Here is a 19,946-nt window from a genome sequence, read left to right as displayed (position 1 = left end):
TATAGCCAAGTGGTAAGGCAGAGGTCTGCAAAACCTCTATTCTCCAGTTCAAATCTGGATGGCGCCTCCAAAAAAGAAGAGGTTAGAAATTTAAATTTCTAACCTCTTCTTTTTTTATAATTAAATATAAATAATTTAAACACTTATTTATGTATAAAAAGAGTCTTTACTTGCCAACTTGAAAATTCTGTAATAAAATATATGTATTATTATATATAATATTGCTGAAATGAGGGATTGACAATGAGTAGAGTTGGAGAAAAATTGAAAGATTCGAGAGAAAAGCTTGGATTAAGCCAAAAACAGTTGGCTAAAAAGCTTGGTGTTGCTGAAAGTTTTATTAATGAAGTAGAGCTTGGGAGAAAGATATTAAATGAAAGTATGCTAGCTAAGGTTTCGAAAATTGTTGGCAAAGATATAAATGATGTAAATATGTCCATGGAAGAAGAAGCAGACAGAGGAGAAGTAGGCATAAAATCAGAGACAGTCAAGGTCAGCAGGTCATATACAGGAAAAGCTTCAAATAAGGATTTAGCAGAGATAAATGACCAATGGAGCAGTGCATTAAGCTCAGTAATAAAAACAGTTCCAATATATAAATATGATCTAAAAAGTGTAATTGGATCTAGGCAGTTGCCAGTTATATCTAATAAAATTGAAGGTTTTTCACAAGATAAGGTTTTGTATCTTTTAGTAGAAAATGATGATATGCGTATGTTTAGAATAGCCCAGGGAGATATTGCATTTGCTCATTTAACACATGAAGTAGAAAATAATGCAATATGCCTAATAGACCTTAATTCAGAAAGAATAATAAGACAGATTAAGAAATTAGATAATAACAAGGTGCTATTAATAAGCAATAAAGGAAGCCTCAGAACTGAAACTGTATATATTAAAGATATTAATGTAATTGCAAAGCTTGAACGAGTTGAAATAAAATTATAGAAATTGAGGTTAGGGTATGAAAAAGTTATATATAGTCCTTCTCCTTATTTTGATAATCTTTTCTGTGGGTTTATTTTACATTAATTTAAAAACTCCTATTAAAGTCGCTCTTCTTGGAAAATTTGAGGAAGAAAGATATGATTTTGTTACTAATTCAGTTATTGCTGCTAGGATTTCTGAAAAGGATATAAATGATGGCCAAGGAATTAGAGGAAAGAGTATTCAGCTTGTTGTTAAAAATGACGATTTTACTAATCCAGAAGTAACAATACAGTATTTGATAAAAAATAAGATAGAAGCAATTATAACTACTGCCACAAGTGATGAAATAGTAAAACTTAAGCCTTATTTAGATAAATACAAAATTGTCTGCCTGTCTGTAGGTGCCACATCTTCTGTCTTTAATAATGAAGATGATTATATTTATAGAATTCTTCCAGATGATTCAAATGAGGTAAGGACTTTATTTGACTATTTAAACAATAATAAAATTAATACAGACTTTGCAGTTATATATAGTGATGCAAATAAACTATATAAGGATTCTATAGTTAATAATATTAAGCAATTAAAAGGGAAGGTTTCTTTTGAAGAAAGTTTCGGCAGTTCTTCCTTATATTATAAACCTAGCAATATTGATATCTTTAAGAGCAAGACCGTTTTGATATTGGCTTCTGCTAGAGATACTGCAATTGTTCTTCAAAAATTAAGCCAAGCAGGAATAACAAATAATATTTTCGGATTAAATTGGAGTGGAGATAAAAATTTAATATTTTACGGCGGCAGAGCTGCTGAAAACTTTAAATTTGTAACACCTGCAAATTTAACTGAAAGCAGTGGTAAATACGGTGAATTTACAAAGGAATTGGAAGAATATAAGAAGGATAATGGCTTAATACCATACGGAGTATATAATGCATTTGTGGTTTTGAAAAAGGGTTATGAGGATAAATATAAGTATCACTTGACTTTAAAAGAGGCCATTGATAAAAATCATACCTTCGATAACATAGACAATAAATTTAAATTTAATAATTACGGAGATGCACAAGGTGAAGAGTACATATTTACTGTAAAGAATTCACAATTTATAAAAATAGGAGGAAGCAGCTATGAAAGTTCAAAAAACTAGAAGCATAAAAAGGGCTTCCTTCCTAAGTTTGCTTGGTGGCAGCGTATTCTTTGTAGTAATAAACTTTTTAATATTATGTGTCTTTGTAATAACCATGGTATTTTTACTAATGAGCTGGCAAGAGGATAATTTATCAAAAGTTTTAATAAATAATCTTACAGAGAAGAATTTAAGATTAAAAGATACTTCTAGTACGTTAGCTGATATCATGGCAAGTGATAGCTCAAAGAGTGAAAAATCATTTTTTTTGCAGAAGTCCTTTGATAGTTCAAAGGATATTCAGGGTATTTTAATATTAGATGATAAAGGCATTGTAACACAGACTTCTGATAACTATGAGGACTTTCTTGGAATTGATCTTAGCGGCAAAACTTATTATAGTGAGGCAGTTAAAAAAAATGAAAGGACAACCTTTATTCCTCCTTCAGGTATATCTTATAAAACTAAAAAGGTAACCTTAAATATTGTTAGCACTATAATAAAAGATAATAAAATTATGGGTTTGGTAGTTTTAATAATAAATCCAAGCATTATAGAAAACAAGGATCTAGTAGGCCTGGTATATTACCTTGTGGATTCTAATGGAGATATTATTTTTCAAAGTAACGATGGCAATGTTCTATCGAAGGAAGATAATATTAAGACTTCATTAATAATGAATGAAGGTATTAATAGTAAAAAGCCAATGTTTTATCAAGATAAAATAACCGGAGAATATGTATTAGGATCTATAATAAAAGAACCTGTTACTTTAATGTATGTTTTGATTCAGCATAATATATTCAGCAATGAGGCGCTTATCAATGGGTTAATTATTCTCCTAGTCTTAACCACATTATTTGTTCTGACTTTTATCATAATCTTTTCAGTGCAGATGTCCAATATTTTTACTAACTATATAAATATATTTAAAGGTCATTTAAAGAAAATAACAACTGGAGACTATGATATTAAAGTTACTAATCTATATCCACATGAAGAAATTAATGACATTGTAGTGAGCTTTGCTAATATGGCGGATAAGATAAAGCAAAGGGAAGAGGAACTGCAAACTTATAATGAAGAATTGGTTGCAGCCAATGATGAAATAAAGACTATGCTTGCCACTATTAGTAAAAATGAAAAAGATAGAAAGGATCAGTATCTTCAAATTATATGGACCATGGTTAATCTCTTAGAGATTAAAGATGAATATACTGCTGGTCATTCTAAGGCTGTTACTTTTTACGCAGAGCAAATTGCGGAAAGACTTAATAATGAATATGGTTTTAATCTTGATATGGAAAGTATTGAGGTATCTGCAATACTTCACGACATCGGCAAAATTGGTATTGAAAAAGAAATACTTAATAAACCTGACTGTCTATCAAACAATGAATATGAAGTTATAAAAACTCACCCAGTAAAGGGGTATTATGCACTTAAAGATATAGAAAGCTTAAAAGAAGAAAGAAAAATAATCAAGTATCACCATGAAAAATATGATGGAACTGGATATCCAGAAGGAATAAAAGGGGATGATATTCCCTTTGGTGCTAGAATTATCTGTGTAGCTGATGCCTTTGATGCAATGATAGCTGATAGACCATATAGAAAAGGAATGTCAAAAGAAAAAGCAATAGATGAACTTATAAGAAATAAGGGAAAGCAATTTGACCCATTAATAGTTGATGTATTTGTTAATATGCTTAATGAAGGAGAATTAGGAGCTGTAAATGATTAAAACAAGGGGTAGCCCCCTTGTTTTTTTAATATATTTTATCTATTTTTATATTTTTATAAAAAGTATTTAATATATCTTCATATTTAGCACCGTTTTTAGAAAGTTCTATTGCACCAAATTGGCTCATGCCAGCCCCATGTCCGAAGCCTCCGCCATAAATAGTGAACTTTCCATCCTTTTTCTCCACTGAAAAAAAGGAAGATGGCAGGGAAGCAAAGTTAGTTAAGGGATCACCTTTAAGTCTTATCACCTTAGTTTCTTCATTTGTATAATCCTTGTTACACTTAATTGAACTTCTAATATATGAGTCTCCTCTTACATTCACCGTTGCATTTGAGAAAATGTAGGATACTTCAATGGCAATACCACCTGCACCTCTTTTTAAGATTCTAATATCTTGAAGCTTATCTAATTGAGGCAGCTTTGTAACTACTTTAGAGTCTTCATAAATTTCAACATAGTCTTTGCTGGAATTTCCTTCTACTAAGCTTTTTAAGGTCTTATTGAGCATATTGGTTATACCAGTATCTGAATATTCGATTCTCCATCTAAAATAAGGATAATCACTATCTATTGCTTTTATAGTAGTGTCTTTATAAAAATTTAGCCAGGCGGCTTCAGTTTTAGGAAGCTCTTTTTTAGGATTTAAATAATTATTGACAATAAGGTAAGGTCGATTTTCTGAACTGCCGTCACTTTTAAACCATATGTCCTTGTAATCTTCACCTGTACCAGAGGAGGTAGAGTAATATTTTGCATCGATAGGAGCACCTTCATAGGTCATAATCATTCCCATTGTTTCATCAACAGCCTCAGAACTTAAAGCCTGCATAGGATAATTATTATATACCTGGCTTCTGGTGCTGTCATCCACATAAAAGCCCTTATCAGCAAATCTATTATTTATCATATCAGATATGGCATAGGTTCTGGCAGCAATAGCTTGACATTTAAGTGCTTCTATACCTCCTGATAAAGGCATTTCAGAGGGCACTACCTTTTTTAGGTACTCATCTAAGGCTACTTCATTAATTACAGTCATTCCGCTATCTAAATTATTAAATTCTAATATACCGCTGTAAGTTGGATTGAAGGTATTTGAACCTCTTCTAATACTTAATATAGTTAGTGCCTTACCGCTAATATAAATTCTATTTTTAAAAGTAGTTTTTTTATTATCTAAAAGCAAATATAGACTATCACCATCGCTAGTTATAGTAATAATGCTATTTTTTGGCAAATCTATGGATAATTTATCTCTTTTACTATATAGCTTTGCTTCGGCTGAAGTCTTTATTTGAATTTGGCTATGAAATACTGATGTAAAGTTAGTTGTTGATAAACCTACTCTCATTGAAGTGTAATCAATAGGAAAAACTATAAACGTTTTAAGATCACCTTTATTATTTTTATAACATTTTACATTACTTTTACCTACAATAACCTCTTTGCTGCTAGTACTTTTAATATTATTATCTTTGTCAACTGAATAAAAGTAGGCTTTTGAAGCTAAGTCAGTTTTACCTAAGGTTTCTAAATCATAAAAATAACTGGACTTAAGCATAACTCTATCAAGGATTGGATTCTGTACTTTAAAGCCGTAGACCTTAATCAAATTATATTTAAAATTTACAACAGTAAGTTTTGGATAAGTCACTGAGGACTTAAAGATTTTTGTTTTACCATCTATAAGCATAGTTACATTTTGATCAGATGTACCTATTATGATAGCATTTTCTACACTTCTAGGAAAAAATATAATAAAAACAATAACTGATAGAATTAATAATAATGCTGCTAATAATTTTTTCATATGAACCCCCTTGGATCTTAATCATTAAGTTCCTTGTACTTATTATATTATATAATATGGAATATAATACAATTAATTTTAAATAAGTAATTAGGGAGACAGGAACTTATTATAAATTAATTAGTCATAATTTGTAGAAAACATTAACAAAAAGTCATTATTACTGTATAATAGATTATATTACCAATAATGACAATTTAACAATAATACAGGGGGCGCAATATTCGATAATTATTGCGTACCCCAGAGGAATACAGGAGGCGTAACAATTAATAATTATTACGTGCTCCAGAGAAATAAAGGACCTGAACAATTAATAATTGTTCAGTACCCCGGAGAATTACAGGAGGGTTTTATGAAAGGAACTGTTGTTGCAACCTGGATGAAAACAAGTAGAAAATTATATGGAGACTCAGTTGTTGATAGGGCAATGGAAGCTGGCGGATGGAGCAGCGGTAAAATTTTTTCACCTGCGGAAAATGTTGATGATGATAAGATCAAACAGGCTATTTCTGCTATTGCAAAGAGCCAGAACTTAGATATTAAAGACTTGTGGAGGAGCATCGGAAGATTTAATTTAAAATCCTTTGCTGAGGACTTTCCAGCTTTCTTTGAACATGAAAATTTATACTCTTTTTTGAAATCAATGTATGATGTACATGTAGTCATGGTTAAAAGATTTCCTGATGCTGCACCACCTCATGTGGTAATTGAACCAATTTCTAATAATGAGGCTATATTTAGTTATGAATCAAAACGTGGTATGTTTGATTATTTTTTAGGAATGTTGGATGGAGCCATTGAAACCTTTGGAGAAAAAGTTGGCATAGACGAAATAGAAAGAAGCAGTAATTCCTTAAAGGTTAAATTAACCTTTGAAAAAAGTATATTATATAAGAAAAAATATAAGTTTAGTAAAATTTTATCCTTAGGTTTTATAAGAAGCCTTGGTGCTAAGGTTGCATTATTTACTTTTGTTTTTTCAGCAGCAGGACTTATTCCGCTTATGGGGACAAGTAATATATTAAAAGCATTATTAGGAGCCTTAATACCAACAGCAGCTTCATTTATAGCAACCTCTGCCTTAATAAGACCAAAGAAGCTATTGGAAGAAAGCATACTAAAGCTTAATAATAGTGATTTTGTAGAAGATATGGAGATAGAAACAGGGGACTTTTTTGAAAATTTAATAATGGAGCTTTCAAAGCATAAAAAAGCTGTTAGAGCTGACTTTGTTGGCTTTAAGGGTATTACTGACGAAATGAATACCTTTGCTGATAAGATTAATATAATAACTACTTCAATGAATCAGACTTCTGAAGAAATTACAGGAGTGGTTGAACAAGTTGCGGATAGTTCAGTTAGTCAAGCAGAAAATACAGAAAAGGCTGTTTCAATTTTAAATGATAATATACAAGCTTTAAGAGGAATAGTTAACAATGAAAATATTAATAAGGTGGAACTTGAAAAAGCAATTGATAAAATAAATAATAGCTATAAAAATGTAGAAGGAACTAGTAAAAACATATTAAATAGTCTTGAAATGTTCCAAGAAGTTAAGGACAAGGGCATCAATCTTGAAAGCAAAGCAAAAGATATAACAAGCATTGTATCAATTGTTTCAGGAATTTCTGAACAGACAAATTTATTGGCATTAAATGCTTCTATTGAAGCAGCAAGAGCTGGTGAGGCAGGCAGAGGCTTTTCAGTAGTAGCTGAAGAAGTAAGAAAATTAGCTGAACAATCCAATGATGCAGTTCAAGAAATTAATTCAAATCTTGCCCAATTTGTTGAAGAAATTAAAACATTAGTTGACAAAATAGAAACTCAATATGATGTGCTTCAAAAGGAAACGGATAACCTTCAGGAGGTAAGAAATATTAGCTATGAAGCTACTACTTCAGTTGATACAGTAGCTAAGTCAACTATTATTACAATTAATGAACTAACAAAGGAAACAGACTCCATTGCAACGATCTATGAAACATTAGAATCACTAGCAGCTATTGCTGAAGAAAATTCTGCTTCCTCTGAAGAAGTTAGTGCAAGTGTTTCTAACTATACTAATGAAATAAGAAAACTTCTAGACAATATTCATGAATTTAAGAAAATAACTCAGAACTTTAAAGGGGACTTATCAAAATACAAGATTTAGTTAGGCCCATTTATTTATTATATAGCAGATAACAAAGGGAGGTTTTTAAACCTCCCTTTTTGTCAGTGCTGGTAATTAGATACAACACCAATGTGCCGCGAAAAACATCCCTTTGCCACATTTAAAGCTTCCTTACACCTCTTAAGTCGAATTCAGGTATAAAACTATCAGAAACTGTACCTTCTTCTTGAATAAATGCATTTTTTATACCTAATGATAGACAATAATCAATAAGGCTTTCGTAATGTTTTGGGTTTAAGGGCTTATTTATTTCAGGGTATTTTTCCAAATTATTTACAGGGGTATATTGATTCATAAGGCTTATATATACATTATCAGTAAAGGCATTATATATGTAGTCAATTATTTTTTTTGAATCAAACAAGAGTCCTGGCAGCATTAAATGCCTAATAATAACACCTTTTTTCATCATTCCTTCAGAATCGAAGGAAGCACTACCAACTTGGTTATACATTTCTTCTATTGCCTTTGAGGCTATAGAAAAATAATTAGGAGCATTGGAGTATTTAATTGAATATTTATCGTCAAAATATTTAAAATCAGGAAGATAAATATCTATATATCCTTTTAAAGCTTTTATAGTTTCAATATTTTCATAGCCACTGCTGTTATAAACTATTGGAAGCTTAAGACCTTTATTTCTTGCGATTTCAATTGCGTATATTATCTGGGGCACAAAATGAGTGGGTGTCACTAGATTTATATTATGAGCACCTTTTGACTGCTGCTCTAAAAAAATTTCAGAAAGCCGTTCTACGGAGATTTCCATTCCTACTCCTTTATGACTTATAGCATTGTTCTGACAAAAGACACATTTTAAATTGCAGCCAGAAAAAAATATAGTACCAGAGCCGTTTTTACCGGATAAACAAGGTTCTTCCCAATAATGCAGTGAAACTCTAGCTAAAGTAATCTTAGAACCAGACCTGCAAAAGCCTGCTTTATTAGATGTTCTGTCAACTGAGCAATTTCTTGGACAAAGCATACAATTTCTTAATCCTTCAAGCATAAAAAACACCTCTTATAGATTCTAATACTATTTTTAAAACTATACAATCTCTTATTTTCAAAATAATTGGATTAAAAAAATCACAGTTTGTAAGTGGAATTTAGGCTTAAATTAAGATAGTATAAAATGAAACATGTTGTCTAATTCTCAAATATTTTGTATTGACTTGAGTTTTTAAATACAAAATTGTAAAAAATTATTTATTTTATTATTTTTATACAAAAATAAATAATTTTATGATATTATATAAACTATGATACTTGGGGTGGGGGGTTAACAAATGAACATTAAATTATTAAAGAAAAAGGATTTGTCTCTTCTCATGACTGGAAAACTAACTTCACTATTGGGAAGCGGCATACAAAGCTTTGCATTATCTTTATATGTATTAAGGCTAACAGGATCTGGAATTAAATTTGCAGCTACATTAGTAATATCAATAATTCCGCAGCTAATACTTGGACCTATTGCAGGTGTTTTTGTAGATTGGTTCGATAGAAAAAGAATTCTTGTATACTTAGATTTAGCAGCAGGTATAGTTGTTTCTTTATATGCATTTGTCTTTATAGCTAATGGGGGGTTGACTTTAGGAAGTGTATATTCTCTAGTAATAATACTATCAATCATTAATGTTTTATTTCAACCTGCCGTGTCAACTGTAATTCCAGCTATAATTGATAGAGAGGAATTAGTAGATGCTAATGGTATTAATTCTTTTTTCTCCAGTATAGGAAATCTATTATCTCCAGCAATAGCAGGTGTTTTATTTGGACTTTATGGATTATTTCCAATTCTTATTATAAACTGTCTAAGTTTTTTTGCTTCTTCAATATGTGAAGTGTTTATAAAAATACCAAAATTAAATAGAAATATACAAAAGCTTAGCTTTAAAAAGTTTTCTGAGGATTTTTCTGAAGGCCTTAGTTTTATTAAGCATAAAGATTTAATTATTATGCTTATGATAATTGCCCTTATTGCTAACTTTGCAGCAGATCCAATTTTTTCTGTTGGCTTTGCCTTTATATCAAAACAAGTTTTAAAGGTTACAGATTTTCAATATGGAATGATAGAGTCTATATTTGTAGTTTCTATGCTATTTTCACCCTTTATTTGCAGTAAAATAGTTAAAAGATACGAAATATCTCGGGTGGCTTTTTGGAGTTTTCTTCTAGTAGGCGTTTTTGTAGGCACACTTTCTATAGTTCCAGCCCAATTTTTCGTAAAGCTTTTTAATACTAATATAGTACCATATATAGCTATGCTCTGTATTGTGTTTATAATTGGCATTTTTAGTACTATATCTAATATTTGTTTAGGAACTCTTTTTCAAAAGGAAGTTCCTATTGAAATGATGGGAAGAGTAGGGACACTTTTAAACACTGTAAGCATGGCTGCAGTGCCCTTAGGAAGGTTTGTATTTGGGTTTCTTTTTGATAAGCTTTCTCCAAACCTATGTATACTTATTTCTTCATTGTTAATGTTATCTACAATGATATATTTTTCAAATAAGCTGCTTAAACCATCAATTGGTAAAGTAGTAAAAGAATCAGTAACTGCATAAAAGCAGATTGAGAGGGAATATGAAAATGAGCCACGAGAAACATCCCGTGACTCATTTTCCTCTGCATTCCTTAAAATAGAAATAGATGCATTCAAACATAAATATAAGGCTTATAACTCCAAAGGCAGGGTAAATAACGCTTATGAGCTTTACAAAACCTATTTGGGATATAGGAAGAGCTATAAGAATAACTAAAAATACTGCTCTTTTGTAACTTAAGTTAAAAATTTGTGTTATAGCTTTTCCAACGCTGTAAATATCTGAAACCTCTGTTGAAAACATTTCAAGCCAAATTATGCATAGTAGCATCATTTGAATTATATTACCAAATCTATTTGCAATATAGAGTAATGGAATTTCGTATTTAAATATGTATGGAACATTCAGAAGCAATAAGAAGTTAATAATTATAGAAAGAACGGTTAAAGTAACAGCCCCTAATATTATTCCAAAGAATAAGCTTTTCTTATTTTTCATTTCTGAACTTAGCGGTACGAGCACACCGCTGCAGCCCAATATGTTAAATCCACTGTATATTAGGGAGGATACAAGCCAGTTATTTTTATATAGTGGAACTGCTTTTATGTAATTCCAGCTTACTATATCCTTGTAGAAAAATATGTATAGAGTAAATAAGGTGAGTAAAACTATAATAAGTGAAGGCACAATTATGGAGTTTACTTCAATAAGACCCTTGGTATCTCTTAAAAGTACTAAAAGAGAAATCACAGCCATTACAAAAATTCCAATCCATTTTGAAACTCCAAAATATTGATGTATTAATGAACCGCTGCCAGCTAAAATAATAGCAGCTCCGCTGATTAGAAAAAGGCTTGTAATGCCCTCTGTAAACTTTGCAAAAAACCTTGGAACAAGTACTAGATTAATAAGCTCATTATAGGATTTTAGTTTATATTTTATACTTATACACATTATCATATAGCCAATTAATATATAGATTAGACAGCATATTAGTATTCCCCAAAAACCTTTATAGCCGTATTCAGTAAAAAACTGTCTTATTTCCTGTCCAGATGCCAAGCCAGCACCAACAATTGTTCCAATAAACACTGCTGCTATCTGAAAAGCAGTTACTACTCCCTTTTTCAATGAAATTCCCCCTATTCTTGTCCATTCTCTCTATATAAATATATAAAAAATTTTAAAAATAATGTATTTACAAATTAAATTTTTGTTTTTTGGTAAACTATATAAATAAAGACTTGAGAAATGGAGGTTAAAGCCCTAAATGGGCTTTAACGAGTAGTCTTAAACTACTCAGTGTTTCCGACTAAAAGGAGGAATTTTAGATGAGGCTCAATATAAAGAAAGCTGCTTGCTATATAGTTTTAATGCTTGCTTTTATGTGTGTAACAGGCTGCGGTAGTAAAAATGAAGAAAAACCTAAAGCCCAGGAAAACGAATTTGAAATTAAAGTTGCACAAAATGTAGTTGAGTTATATATGAAGTCTTTAATGAAGGATGATTTGGAAGGAGCTAGAAAGCTGCTGACAAAAGATCTTTCTCTTAAAACCAAGGATGAGGGCAATAGCGATTTAAAGGTTAAGGGCTACAGTATAGATGAAACTAGTGAAATAGGGAAAAGTGGTCTTTTTAAAGTTAAAGTAACAAGAATGAATTTAACAAAGCCAGTTGCTACCTTGGATGATTGTAGTATAAAGGTTATTATGGAGGGTTCAGATTATAAAATAGGTGAGGTTAAAAATGAAGCTGAAAAAGAAGCATTTCTTGAAAATTATACCCTTAGGCTGAGAAGCAAGGACAATTTAAAAACTAATCTTTTAATAGACAGCAGCAGCTTCCCCCAATATGTTTTTTCAAAGGATGATAAGGGAAACTTAACTAAGCTTCCAGTACCTAGAAGCAGTTATTCAGTTATGAATTTTGGTTATGGAGGTGAAAAAATAGCTATTTCTACCTTTGATAAGGACTCCTTTCTTGGATTAATAAAAATTGATGAAAGCATGACAACTCAAGGAGGCTCTACTGGAGGCGCTAGCGATCAATCACAAGGTGATCAAGGTAAAGGCGGAGGAGCAGGCGGAGGAACAGCTATTGGAAGGGAAAAACCCATTGGAAAGCAAATGGCAGCACTTGATCTTATAAAGGATTCAAAAATTGAATTTATGACCTTTTCAAACGGTGAAAAATTTATTCTTGCTCAGTACAATAAAACTAATGCAGGAAGATGCATAAGAGTTTATAATACTGATAGTGGAGATTTAATAAAAGTTAATTTTGAGAATGAATATTCCTATGGAAAAGTAGAAATTGTATTTTCATCTTTTGATAAAGATGTACTAAACTATGATGTAATTCAACGTGATATGAAAGATAAATCAGCTGCAGAACAGGCTGGAAAATATCAATTAGATCTAAAGGGATTTAAGATAAAAAGACTATAACTACATATAATGCAATAAAGTTCTTACATTAATGATGTCATAAAATATCCAATCTTCAAGGATTTTTAGGACATCATTAATGTATTAGAACTTTTGCATTATATATATTTTTGGAAGGATAATAATATGAAAAAGGATTGGGGCGGAAAGAGATATAAAAGTTTAAATTATTTTTTAAGAGAAAAATTTGGAGGTAAGGTATTTAAAATATCCTTAGATGCAGGTTTCTCCTGCCCAAATAGAGATGGAACCATAAGCAGTGGTGGCTGTCTCTTTTGCAGTGAAAGAGGCTCTGGGGACTTTGCCGGGGATAGAAATTTTTCCATTGAAAAACAGTTTGAAGATATAAAAAAAATGATGAATAAGAAATGGAAGGAAGGAAAGTATATCGCTTATTTTCAAGCCTATACAAACACATATGCTCCCGTAAATATATTAAGAGAGAATTATGAAACTGCCTTGAAAGAGGAAGGTGTAGTTGCACTTGCAATAGCTACCAGGCCAGATTGTCTATCAGAGGAAACACTAGACTTACTAGAGGAATTAAGTAAAAAAGTATATTTATGGGTGGAGCTCGGGCTTCAAACTAGTAATGAAAGGACTGCAAGATTAATAAATAGGGGCTACAGCTTAGAAATCTTTGATACAGCTCTTAGAAAACTTAATGAAAGAAAAATAGATGTAGTGGTTCATACCATCTTTGGATTACCAGAGGAAGATAAAGAGGATATGCTAAATACTATTAAATATATTGGTGATAGACCTATTAAAGGCATAAAGTTTCATCTGCTTCATCTAATGAAGAACACTCCTCTCGTAAAATTATATGAACAAGGAAGGCTTAAGTTTTTAGAAGAAGAGGAATATATTGAAATTCTTTGTGAAGCTTTGACTATGCTGCCGCAAGATGTAGTAATTCATAGACTCACTGGTGATGCACCAAGAGAACTTTTAATTGGACCAATGTGGAGCCTTAAGAAATGGGAAATATTAAATGCCATTGATAGAAAACTTATAGAAAAAGACATGTTTCAGGGTTTGTATTTTTCTACAAAATGATTACAATACTTTTGTGTAGTTTACGAATAGATTTAAAATAATATAGATGCTAGAATATAAATATACCCAATGATTTCTACAAATGTGGGATTGGAGTACTATATATAGAATGCAAGGGGGAATTTATTAGTGTCTAGCGTATCATTAAAACATATTTTTAAGGTGTACCCAGGTAATGTAACTGCAGTAAAAGATTTTAGCTTAGATATAGAAGACAAGGAATTTATAGTGTTTGTAGGACCTTCTGGTTGTGGTAAATCTACCACTCTTAGAATGATTGCAGGGCTTGAAGAAATATCTGATGGAGAACTTTATATTGCTGATAAACTTGTAAACGATGTAGCTCCAAAGGATAGAGATATTGCAATGGTATTTCAAAATTATGCATTGTATCCACATATGAGTGTTTATGATAACATGGCATTTGGACTTAAACTTAGAAAGGTGCCTAAAGCTGAAATAGATAAGAAGGTTAAAGAGGCAGCTAAAATACTTGATATTGAACATTTATTAGATAGAAAGCCAAAGGCACTATCTGGTGGACAAAGGCAAAGAGTTGCACTTGGAAGAGCTATTGTAAGAGAGCCAAAGGTTTTCTTAATGGATGAGCCATTATCTAATCTTGATGCTAAGCTTAGGGTTCAAATGAGAACTGAAATTTCAAAGCTTCATAAGAGACTGCAGACAACCTTTATATATGTTACCCATGACCAAACAGAAGCTATGACAATGGGTACAAGAATAGTTGTTATGAAGGATGGAGTTATTCAGCAGGTTGATACTCCTCAAAAGATATATGACCATCCAGCTAATATATTTGTTGCAGGCTTTATAGGCTCACCACAGATGAACTTTATAGATGCAAAAGCTGAAGAGGTAAATGGAAAAGTGATTATTTCCTTTGGTGATGATAAGATAACACTTCCTGAAGATAAAGCTGCTGTTATTAAGAAGGAAGGCTATTTAGGTAAAGAAATTATTATGGGAATCAGACCTGAAGACCTGGATGACAACGATGAATTTATTACTAAACATGAAGATTCTGTAATAGATGCCGCTGTTGAAGTTACAGAGCTTATGGGAGCTGAAACCTATATATATCTTGCAAAGGGAAATTCTAATATTATTGCAAGAGTTAATGGAAGTTCAAAGGCAAAGGCTGGAGATAGACTTAAGGTAGCTATAGATACTTCAAAGATACATGTATTTGACAAAGAAACTGAAAATACAGTAATATAAATATATTATGAAAAATAATCAGCCTGGCTAATATGAGCTAGGCTGATTTTAATATAATTGAGGGTGGGAGAAATGCATAATTTTCAAAGTTACTTACAAGATTTAAGCTTAAATACTGGAATAAAATTTAATATAGTAACTGAAGATGAAAGTACTCTATATTCTGGAATAAATAAGGCTCAAAGCTCTGAATTAATTATAAGACAATTAAACTTAGCAAATTTGAGAACATCTATAGTGCTGCCTAAGGAGTTTGAGAATTGTTTTACACTTCTAAAATATACTATTGAAAACAAGTATAAGGAAATATTCACACAAAGGGAGCAGTTACTTGTAGGAATTTTAGAGGGAAAAAATATTTCTCAGGATAAAATAGATCGGGAATTTCCTTTTATTTCAAAGGGGAGCACTTTGTTTTTAGTTACAGTAGATGGCAGCAAATATGAAGCCTTAAATATTATAAGACAGCTGTATTCAGAGGGTGAAGTTTTGAGTCTTGTGTACGGTGATAATATAATAGTACTTGGAGTTTTCGAAGAAATAAATGAACATGCTAGAAGCATAAGGGAATCTATTGTCAGCGATCTATATTGTAAATGCAGTGTTGGATATGGGAATAAAATCTTTAATACAAGAGATTTAAAAAAGGCCTTTGAAGAAGCAAAAGGATGTTTTATTTTGGGCAAAAACTTTGGCATAAAGGAAGAAATATTCTTTTATGATAAAATGTTGTTTGAAAAAATTGTATTTAATATAAGCCCCGAAGTAAAATTAGAACTTTTAACTAAATTTAAGGAGAAGTTTAATCTTTTCGATAGTGAGCTAATAAATACTATTGAGGAATTTATTAATTGTGGGCTTAATATTAGCGATGCAGCCAGGAGGCTATATGTACATAGAAATACACTAATTTACAGGCTTGATAAAATAACAAAGGAAACAGGCTTCGATATTAGAAACTTTAAAGAGGCAACAGTTTTTATAATAGCTTTCTTAGTTTGGAAGGAAAATTTATTGATATAATATAAAGAGGGTAATTTTATGAATGTAACCATAAAAGAAGTAGCTAAAATGGCAGGGGTTTCACCATCCACTGTATCAAGGGTAATATCAGATAGCCCAAGAATTAGTGAGGAGACTAAAAAAACAGTTAGACAGGCCATGGAAAGCTTAGGCTATCATCCTAATGCCATTGCAAGAAGCTTGGTTAGCAAAGCTACTAAAACAATAGGTATAGTAATGCCGCAATCGACAGAAAGTGCATTTCTAAATCCATTTTTTCCTCAGGCTCTTAGTGGGGTATCAGCTGCAGCTCATGAACAAGGGTACTGCATTTTACTATCTACAGGTAATGATGAAGCTGAACAACTTGAATCAATAGAAAGTATAGTTATGGGCGGGAGAGTAGATGGAGTTATAATAATGTATTCTGCAGTAGACAACATAGTACTGGATACCTTAAAAAAGATGAATATTCCTGTTGTAGTTATAGGGAAGCCAATTAAAGCAAAAGATACTCTTTTTGTAGATAATGATAATGTTTTAGCTGCTTTTACGGTAACAGAGAAATTAATAAAGAACGGGCATACAAAAATAGCCATTATGAGTGGTTCTTTTAAATTTGTAGTTTCATTAGATAGACTTGATGGATATATGAATGCGTTAAATAAATATAAGATTCCATTTAAAAAGGAATATATAGCAGAACTTTCGGAATTCGTAAAAGAAAGCGGCTATAATATGGCAAAAGGTTTTTTAGACTTAGAAGAAAGGCCTACAGCTTTAGTGGTAACAGATGACGTTATGGCCTTCGGCGCCATGGATGCTATAAAGGAAAAGGGTTTAAAAATACCACAGGATATAGAAATAATGAGTTTTAATAATGTACCCTCTGCTGAACTCACACAGCCAAGTCTTACTTCTGTAGATATAGATGCATTTTCTCTTGGGTATGAGGCTTCAAAGCTTATTATAGAAAAAATCGAGGGCAAAGATACCAAAGATAAAGTCATAATTCCTACAAAAATTATATATAGAGAGTCTTCAAAATAAGTTATGTTACTGAAACATAACTTTTTTTTATTGCAATCACTTAAATTATATCTTTTTTGAATAGCTGCTTACATTACTGCAAATACTAATTTAAATAAAAAATTCTAAATGGAGTATAAAATGGATAAGCTAACAAATACCAATAATGTAAAATTAACAAAAGTTCTCTCTAATAATATTAATTTGTTTAGGCAGAGATTTATTAATGATGAAACTATATTTTTTAGAGAATTTGATAATAATACTTTATTAAATATAAATTTTTGTGCAATTTATATTCCAGATTTGGTAGATAAAAAAATATTAGATGAATTTGCTATAAAACCTTTAATGGAAAAGGATTTTAAAAGTATTTTACAACAAAGTAATAAAAAATATAACAGCTTTACATCATTAATTATAAAAAAAGTGGTAACCGAAGCTGAGATAAGTACTAGTAAAAGTCTGCAAGATATAATAGATCAAATACTTTATGGTTATACTGCTTTTCTTATAGAAGGTTGTGACGAGGCAGTCATTGTAAATACAAAAGAGATTAAATCAAGATCAATAGATGAACCAGATACGGAAAGTGTTATAAAAGGGCCGAGACAAGGATTTAATGAAAGTTTGTCTACAAACATATCCTTAGTAAGAAAAATAATAAGGACTTCTAAGCTAAAGATTCTTTTTATGGAAGTTGGTGCAAATACAAAAACTAAAATGGCAATTTGCTATATTGAGGATATAGCTTCTGAAAAGATACTTCAAGAACTTAAAGAGAGGCTTAAGAAGATTGATAATGGAGAAATATTTTATAATCAGAGTATTAATGAATACATAAATGATTCTCCACTTTCTTTATTTGACACCATAGGAAATACAGAGAGGCCAGATGTGTTTTGCAGCAAAATATCTGAAGGCAGAATAGGTATACTAACAGATGGGACCCCATTTGCATTAACAATACCTCATCTTTTCATTGAATATTTTCAGACAGTAGATGACTATACAAATAACTATTTATTTGCAGCTTTTAATCGTATATTGAGATTGCTTGCTTTTTTTATAGCAATTAGTGTTCCTGCTCTATATACTGCTATAGTTAACTTTCATCAAGAGCTTATTCCAACACCTTTACTATTAAGTATTGCCATAGCAAGAGATGGCTTGCCTTTTCCTACTCTTTTAGAGGCTTTAGTAATGATTTTGGGGTTTGATATTTTAAGGGAGGCAGGAGTTAGGCTGCCTAAGCCTGTAGGGCAGACTGTTAGTATAGTGGGTGCACTGGTATTAGGTGAAGCTGTAGTTAATGCAAGAATAGTTAGTGCGCCAATGGTAATTATTACAGCTATTACTGGAATTTCTTCATTTTTAGTTCCTAGATTCTTGCCTGTATTTACAATATTGAGAATGGTTTTTTTATTAGTAAGTGGTTTTATGGGCATATATGGTTATTTTTTTTGCATAGTAGGATTATTTATTTATCTTATGACACTTAGGTCTTTTGGCGTTCCTTATATGCTTTATTCAATGAATATAAAGTTAAAGGACATAAAGAGTACAGCTGTAAGAGTTCCTTGGTATATGATGTATAACCGTTCTAAATTTTCAAGTAAGAAAAACATTAAAAGAAGGAGTAATATGACGTAGGAAAAGAAGGAGAGCATTATAATGAGTAAATTTAAAAGAAATTTACTTATAATTTTTATTATTATAATTTCAACTACCTTCATTGGCTGCTGGAATTACAGAGAAATTAATGAAATGGCAATAGTTACTGCATGTTCAATAGATAAGAATTACTCAAATAATAAATATATTGTTTCATTGGAAGTTATACGAGCAATACATGGAGAAAGAGGGGGAACTATAAGTTCAAAAATATATCAAAATCAAGGAGATACCTTGTTTGAAACTGTTAGGAATACTATAAGTACCATTGGACGAAAAGCATATTGGGGTCACAATGAAGTTGTTATTATTAGCAAAAGCATTGCTGAAAGTGATTTAAGTCCAGTTTTAGATTGGCTTTTTAGAGATCAGGAACCAAGACTTGATATGAATGTCCTTATTTCAAAGGATACAACCGCAGAGGACATATTAAAATTATCACCATCACTTGATAATATTGTAGGACTTGACATAAGTAAGACTATCAGCAATCAGAAAAACAATAATAGATTTCCTAAGGCAGAGGTTTCAGATGTTGTAGGTAACTTTACTAAAGAAGAAAGAATAATCCTTATACCTCTTGCAGGAAGGCAAATTGGAGTTTCAGATAATATAACAATAGAAGGTAGTGCAATATTAAAGCGGGAAAAGGTAGTAGGATATTTATCAGCTGAGGACACCTTTAATGCTTTATGGCTTCAAGGAAAGGTAAAGACCGGTACCTTTGTAATAAAGAATTTAATTAAACCTAATGCAGATGCTACCATAGAGATTTTTAATAGTAAAACAAAAACTAAATTTATTAATACAAATAATAAGAAAGAGATAATGGTTAATATTAAAGCTGATGTAAGTCTTGCAGAGTTAAGTGATAATATTCCTTTTCAAAAAAAAGAAGATATGGAAAAGTTAAAAGAAGGTATAAGAAAAAGTATAGAAGAAAGGCTTACTAATACAATTAAAAAGGTCCAAGTTGAAAATAAAACAGACGTATTTAATTTTTATAATAAGGTAAGAATCTATGATAAAAATTACTATAAAAAAGTTTCTTCAAATTGGGGAGAAGAATTTAGCAGCATACCTGTCATTGTGAAGGCAGATGTGTATATCAGAGGTAGTGCAATGGCTTCAAAAAATATTAAAGGAGAGAAATAA

The 19,946-nt window shown here is 31.1% G+C and carries 15 protein-coding genes; 12 read left to right on the top strand and 3 right to left on the bottom strand.

Features of this window, described 5'->3' with window-relative positions:
- Positions 1-243 precede the first annotated feature (243 nt).
- From ACJDUH_RS13760 to ACJDUH_RS13750, 3 genes are read left to right on the top strand one after another with little or no spacing between them, the layout of a single operon-like run.
- Complete coding sequence (locus tag ACJDUH_RS13760; protein ID WP_406765780.1) at positions 244-948, top strand: S24 family peptidase; 705 nt, start codon at positions 244-246, stop codon at positions 946-948.
- 16 nt (positions 949-964) lie between these two features.
- The gene (locus ACJDUH_RS13755) at positions 965-2,080 is read left to right on the top strand and encodes an ABC transporter substrate-binding protein (protein WP_406765779.1); all 1,116 of its coding nucleotides are present in this window, start codon (positions 965-967) and stop codon (positions 2,078-2,080) included.
- Positions 2,061-3,803, top strand: a complete 1,743-nt coding sequence (locus tag ACJDUH_RS13750; protein ID WP_406765778.1) for an HD domain-containing phosphohydrolase — start codon at positions 2,061-2,063, stop codon at positions 3,801-3,803. Before ACJDUH_RS13755 ends, ACJDUH_RS13750 begins: the two co-directional genes overlap by 20 nt.
- Before the next feature lie 25 nt (positions 3,804-3,828).
- On the opposite strand, the gene ACJDUH_RS13745 is transcribed toward ACJDUH_RS13750, so the two are convergent.
- On the bottom strand, positions 3,829-5,616 hold the full coding sequence (locus ACJDUH_RS13745; protein ID WP_406765777.1) for a SpoIID/LytB domain-containing protein: 1,788 nt from the start codon (positions 5,614-5,616) through the stop codon (positions 3,829-3,831).
- 355 nt (positions 5,617-5,971) lie between these two features.
- On the opposite strand from ACJDUH_RS13745, the gene ACJDUH_RS13740 reads away from it, so the two are divergent.
- Entirely contained in the window at positions 5,972-7,771 is a 1,800-nt protein-coding gene (locus ACJDUH_RS13740; RefSeq protein WP_406765776.1) for a heme NO-binding domain-containing protein, read from the top strand.
- Positions 7,772-7,892: 121 nt separating this feature from the next.
- On the opposite strand, the gene ACJDUH_RS13735 is transcribed toward ACJDUH_RS13740, so the two are convergent.
- Positions 7,893-8,801, bottom strand: coding sequence for a radical SAM protein (locus tag ACJDUH_RS13735; protein WP_406765775.1), 909 nt, complete (start codon positions 8,799-8,801; stop codon positions 7,893-7,895).
- A 280-nt stretch (positions 8,802-9,081) separates the two neighbouring features.
- Between ACJDUH_RS13735 and ACJDUH_RS13730 the strand changes: the two genes are divergently transcribed.
- Positions 9,082-10,362, top strand: a complete 1,281-nt coding sequence (locus tag ACJDUH_RS13730) for an MFS transporter (RefSeq protein ID WP_406765774.1) — start codon at positions 9,082-9,084, stop codon at positions 10,360-10,362.
- 51 nt (positions 10,363-10,413) lie between these two features.
- On the opposite strand, the gene ACJDUH_RS13725 is transcribed toward ACJDUH_RS13730, so the two are convergent.
- Positions 10,414-11,472 carry a YkvI family membrane protein gene (locus ACJDUH_RS13725; protein ID WP_406765773.1) on the bottom strand — a complete coding sequence of 353 codons (1,059 nt, stop codon included), beginning with the start codon at positions 11,470-11,472 and terminating at the stop codon, positions 10,414-10,416.
- Between the two features lie 200 nt (positions 11,473-11,672).
- Here ACJDUH_RS13725 and ACJDUH_RS13720 point away from each other — a divergent pair, with 200 nt between their 5' ends.
- The 7 genes from ACJDUH_RS13720 to ACJDUH_RS13690 all read left to right on the top strand — a co-directional run bounded on the left by ACJDUH_RS13720 (position 11,673) and on the right by ACJDUH_RS13690 (position 19,946).
- On the top strand, positions 11,673-12,788 hold the full coding sequence (locus tag ACJDUH_RS13720) for a hypothetical protein (RefSeq protein ID WP_406765772.1): 1,116 nt from the start codon (positions 11,673-11,675) through the stop codon (positions 12,786-12,788).
- Positions 12,789-12,914: 126 nt separating this feature from the next.
- On the top strand, positions 12,915-13,847 hold the full coding sequence (mnmL, locus tag ACJDUH_RS13715) for a tRNA modification radical SAM protein MnmL/YtqA (protein WP_406765771.1): 933 nt from the start codon (positions 12,915-12,917) through the stop codon (positions 13,845-13,847).
- A 129-nt stretch (positions 13,848-13,976) separates the two neighbouring features.
- The gene (locus ACJDUH_RS13710; RefSeq protein WP_406765770.1) at positions 13,977-15,086 is read left to right on the top strand and encodes an ABC transporter ATP-binding protein; all 1,110 of its coding nucleotides are present in this window, start codon (positions 13,977-13,979) and stop codon (positions 15,084-15,086) included.
- A 72-nt stretch (positions 15,087-15,158) separates the two neighbouring features.
- Positions 15,159-16,109, top strand: coding sequence for a PucR family transcriptional regulator (locus tag ACJDUH_RS13705; RefSeq protein ID WP_406765769.1), 951 nt, complete (start codon positions 15,159-15,161; stop codon positions 16,107-16,109).
- A gap of 18 nt (positions 16,110-16,127) precedes the next feature.
- Positions 16,128-17,138 (top strand): LacI family DNA-binding transcriptional regulator, encoded by a 1,011-nt coding sequence (locus ACJDUH_RS13700; protein WP_406765768.1) that lies wholly within the window; start codon positions 16,128-16,130, stop codon positions 17,136-17,138.
- 120 nt (positions 17,139-17,258) lie between these two features.
- Positions 17,259-18,770 (top strand): spore germination protein, encoded by a 1,512-nt coding sequence (locus ACJDUH_RS13695; RefSeq protein ID WP_406765767.1) that lies wholly within the window; start codon positions 17,259-17,261, stop codon positions 18,768-18,770.
- 21 nt (positions 18,771-18,791) lie between these two features.
- The gene (locus ACJDUH_RS13690; RefSeq protein ID WP_406765766.1) at positions 18,792-19,946 is read left to right on the top strand and encodes a Ger(x)C family spore germination protein; all 1,155 of its coding nucleotides are present in this window, start codon (positions 18,792-18,794) and stop codon (positions 19,944-19,946) included.

Source organism: Candidatus Clostridium radicumherbarum, assembly GCF_045310525.1.
GTDB classification, from domain to species: domain Bacteria; phylum Bacillota; class Clostridia; order Clostridiales; family Clostridiaceae; genus Clostridium_AT; species Clostridium_AT radicumherbarum.
Note: the sequence above shows the minus strand (reverse complement) of the source record. Positions and strands in the feature narration are given on the sequence as shown.

Coding starts and splice junctions, on each gene's coding strand:
- ACJDUH_RS13695 (WP_406765767.1), top strand. CDS start 17,259: ATGGATAAGCTAACAAATACCAATAATGTAAAATTAACAAAAGTTCTC.
- ACJDUH_RS13690 (WP_406765766.1), top strand. CDS start 18,792: ATGAGTAAATTTAAAAGAAATTTACTTATAATTTTTATTATTATAATT.
- mnmL (WP_406765771.1), top strand. CDS start 12,915: ATGAAAAAGGATTGGGGCGGAAAGAGATATAAAAGTTTAAATTATTTT.
- ACJDUH_RS13720 (WP_406765772.1), top strand. CDS start 11,673: ATGAGGCTCAATATAAAGAAAGCTGCTTGCTATATAGTTTTAATGCTT.
- ACJDUH_RS13745 (WP_406765777.1), bottom strand. CDS start 5,616: ATGAAAAAATTATTAGCAGCATTATTATTAATTCTATCAGTTATTGTT.
- ACJDUH_RS13730 (WP_406765774.1), top strand. CDS start 9,082: ATGAACATTAAATTATTAAAGAAAAAGGATTTGTCTCTTCTCATGACT.
- ACJDUH_RS13755 (WP_406765779.1), top strand. CDS start 965: ATGAAAAAGTTATATATAGTCCTTCTCCTTATTTTGATAATCTTTTCT.
- ACJDUH_RS13700 (WP_406765768.1), top strand. CDS start 16,128: ATGAATGTAACCATAAAAGAAGTAGCTAAAATGGCAGGGGTTTCACCA.
- ACJDUH_RS13740 (WP_406765776.1), top strand. CDS start 5,972: ATGAAAGGAACTGTTGTTGCAACCTGGATGAAAACAAGTAGAAAATTA.
- ACJDUH_RS13750 (WP_406765778.1), top strand. CDS start 2,061: ATGAAAGTTCAAAAAACTAGAAGCATAAAAAGGGCTTCCTTCCTAAGT.
- ACJDUH_RS13735 (WP_406765775.1), bottom strand. CDS start 8,801: ATGCTTGAAGGATTAAGAAATTGTATGCTTTGTCCAAGAAATTGCTCA.
- ACJDUH_RS13760 (WP_406765780.1), top strand. CDS start 244: ATGAGTAGAGTTGGAGAAAAATTGAAAGATTCGAGAGAAAAGCTTGGA.
- ACJDUH_RS13705 (WP_406765769.1), top strand. CDS start 15,159: ATGCATAATTTTCAAAGTTACTTACAAGATTTAAGCTTAAATACTGGA.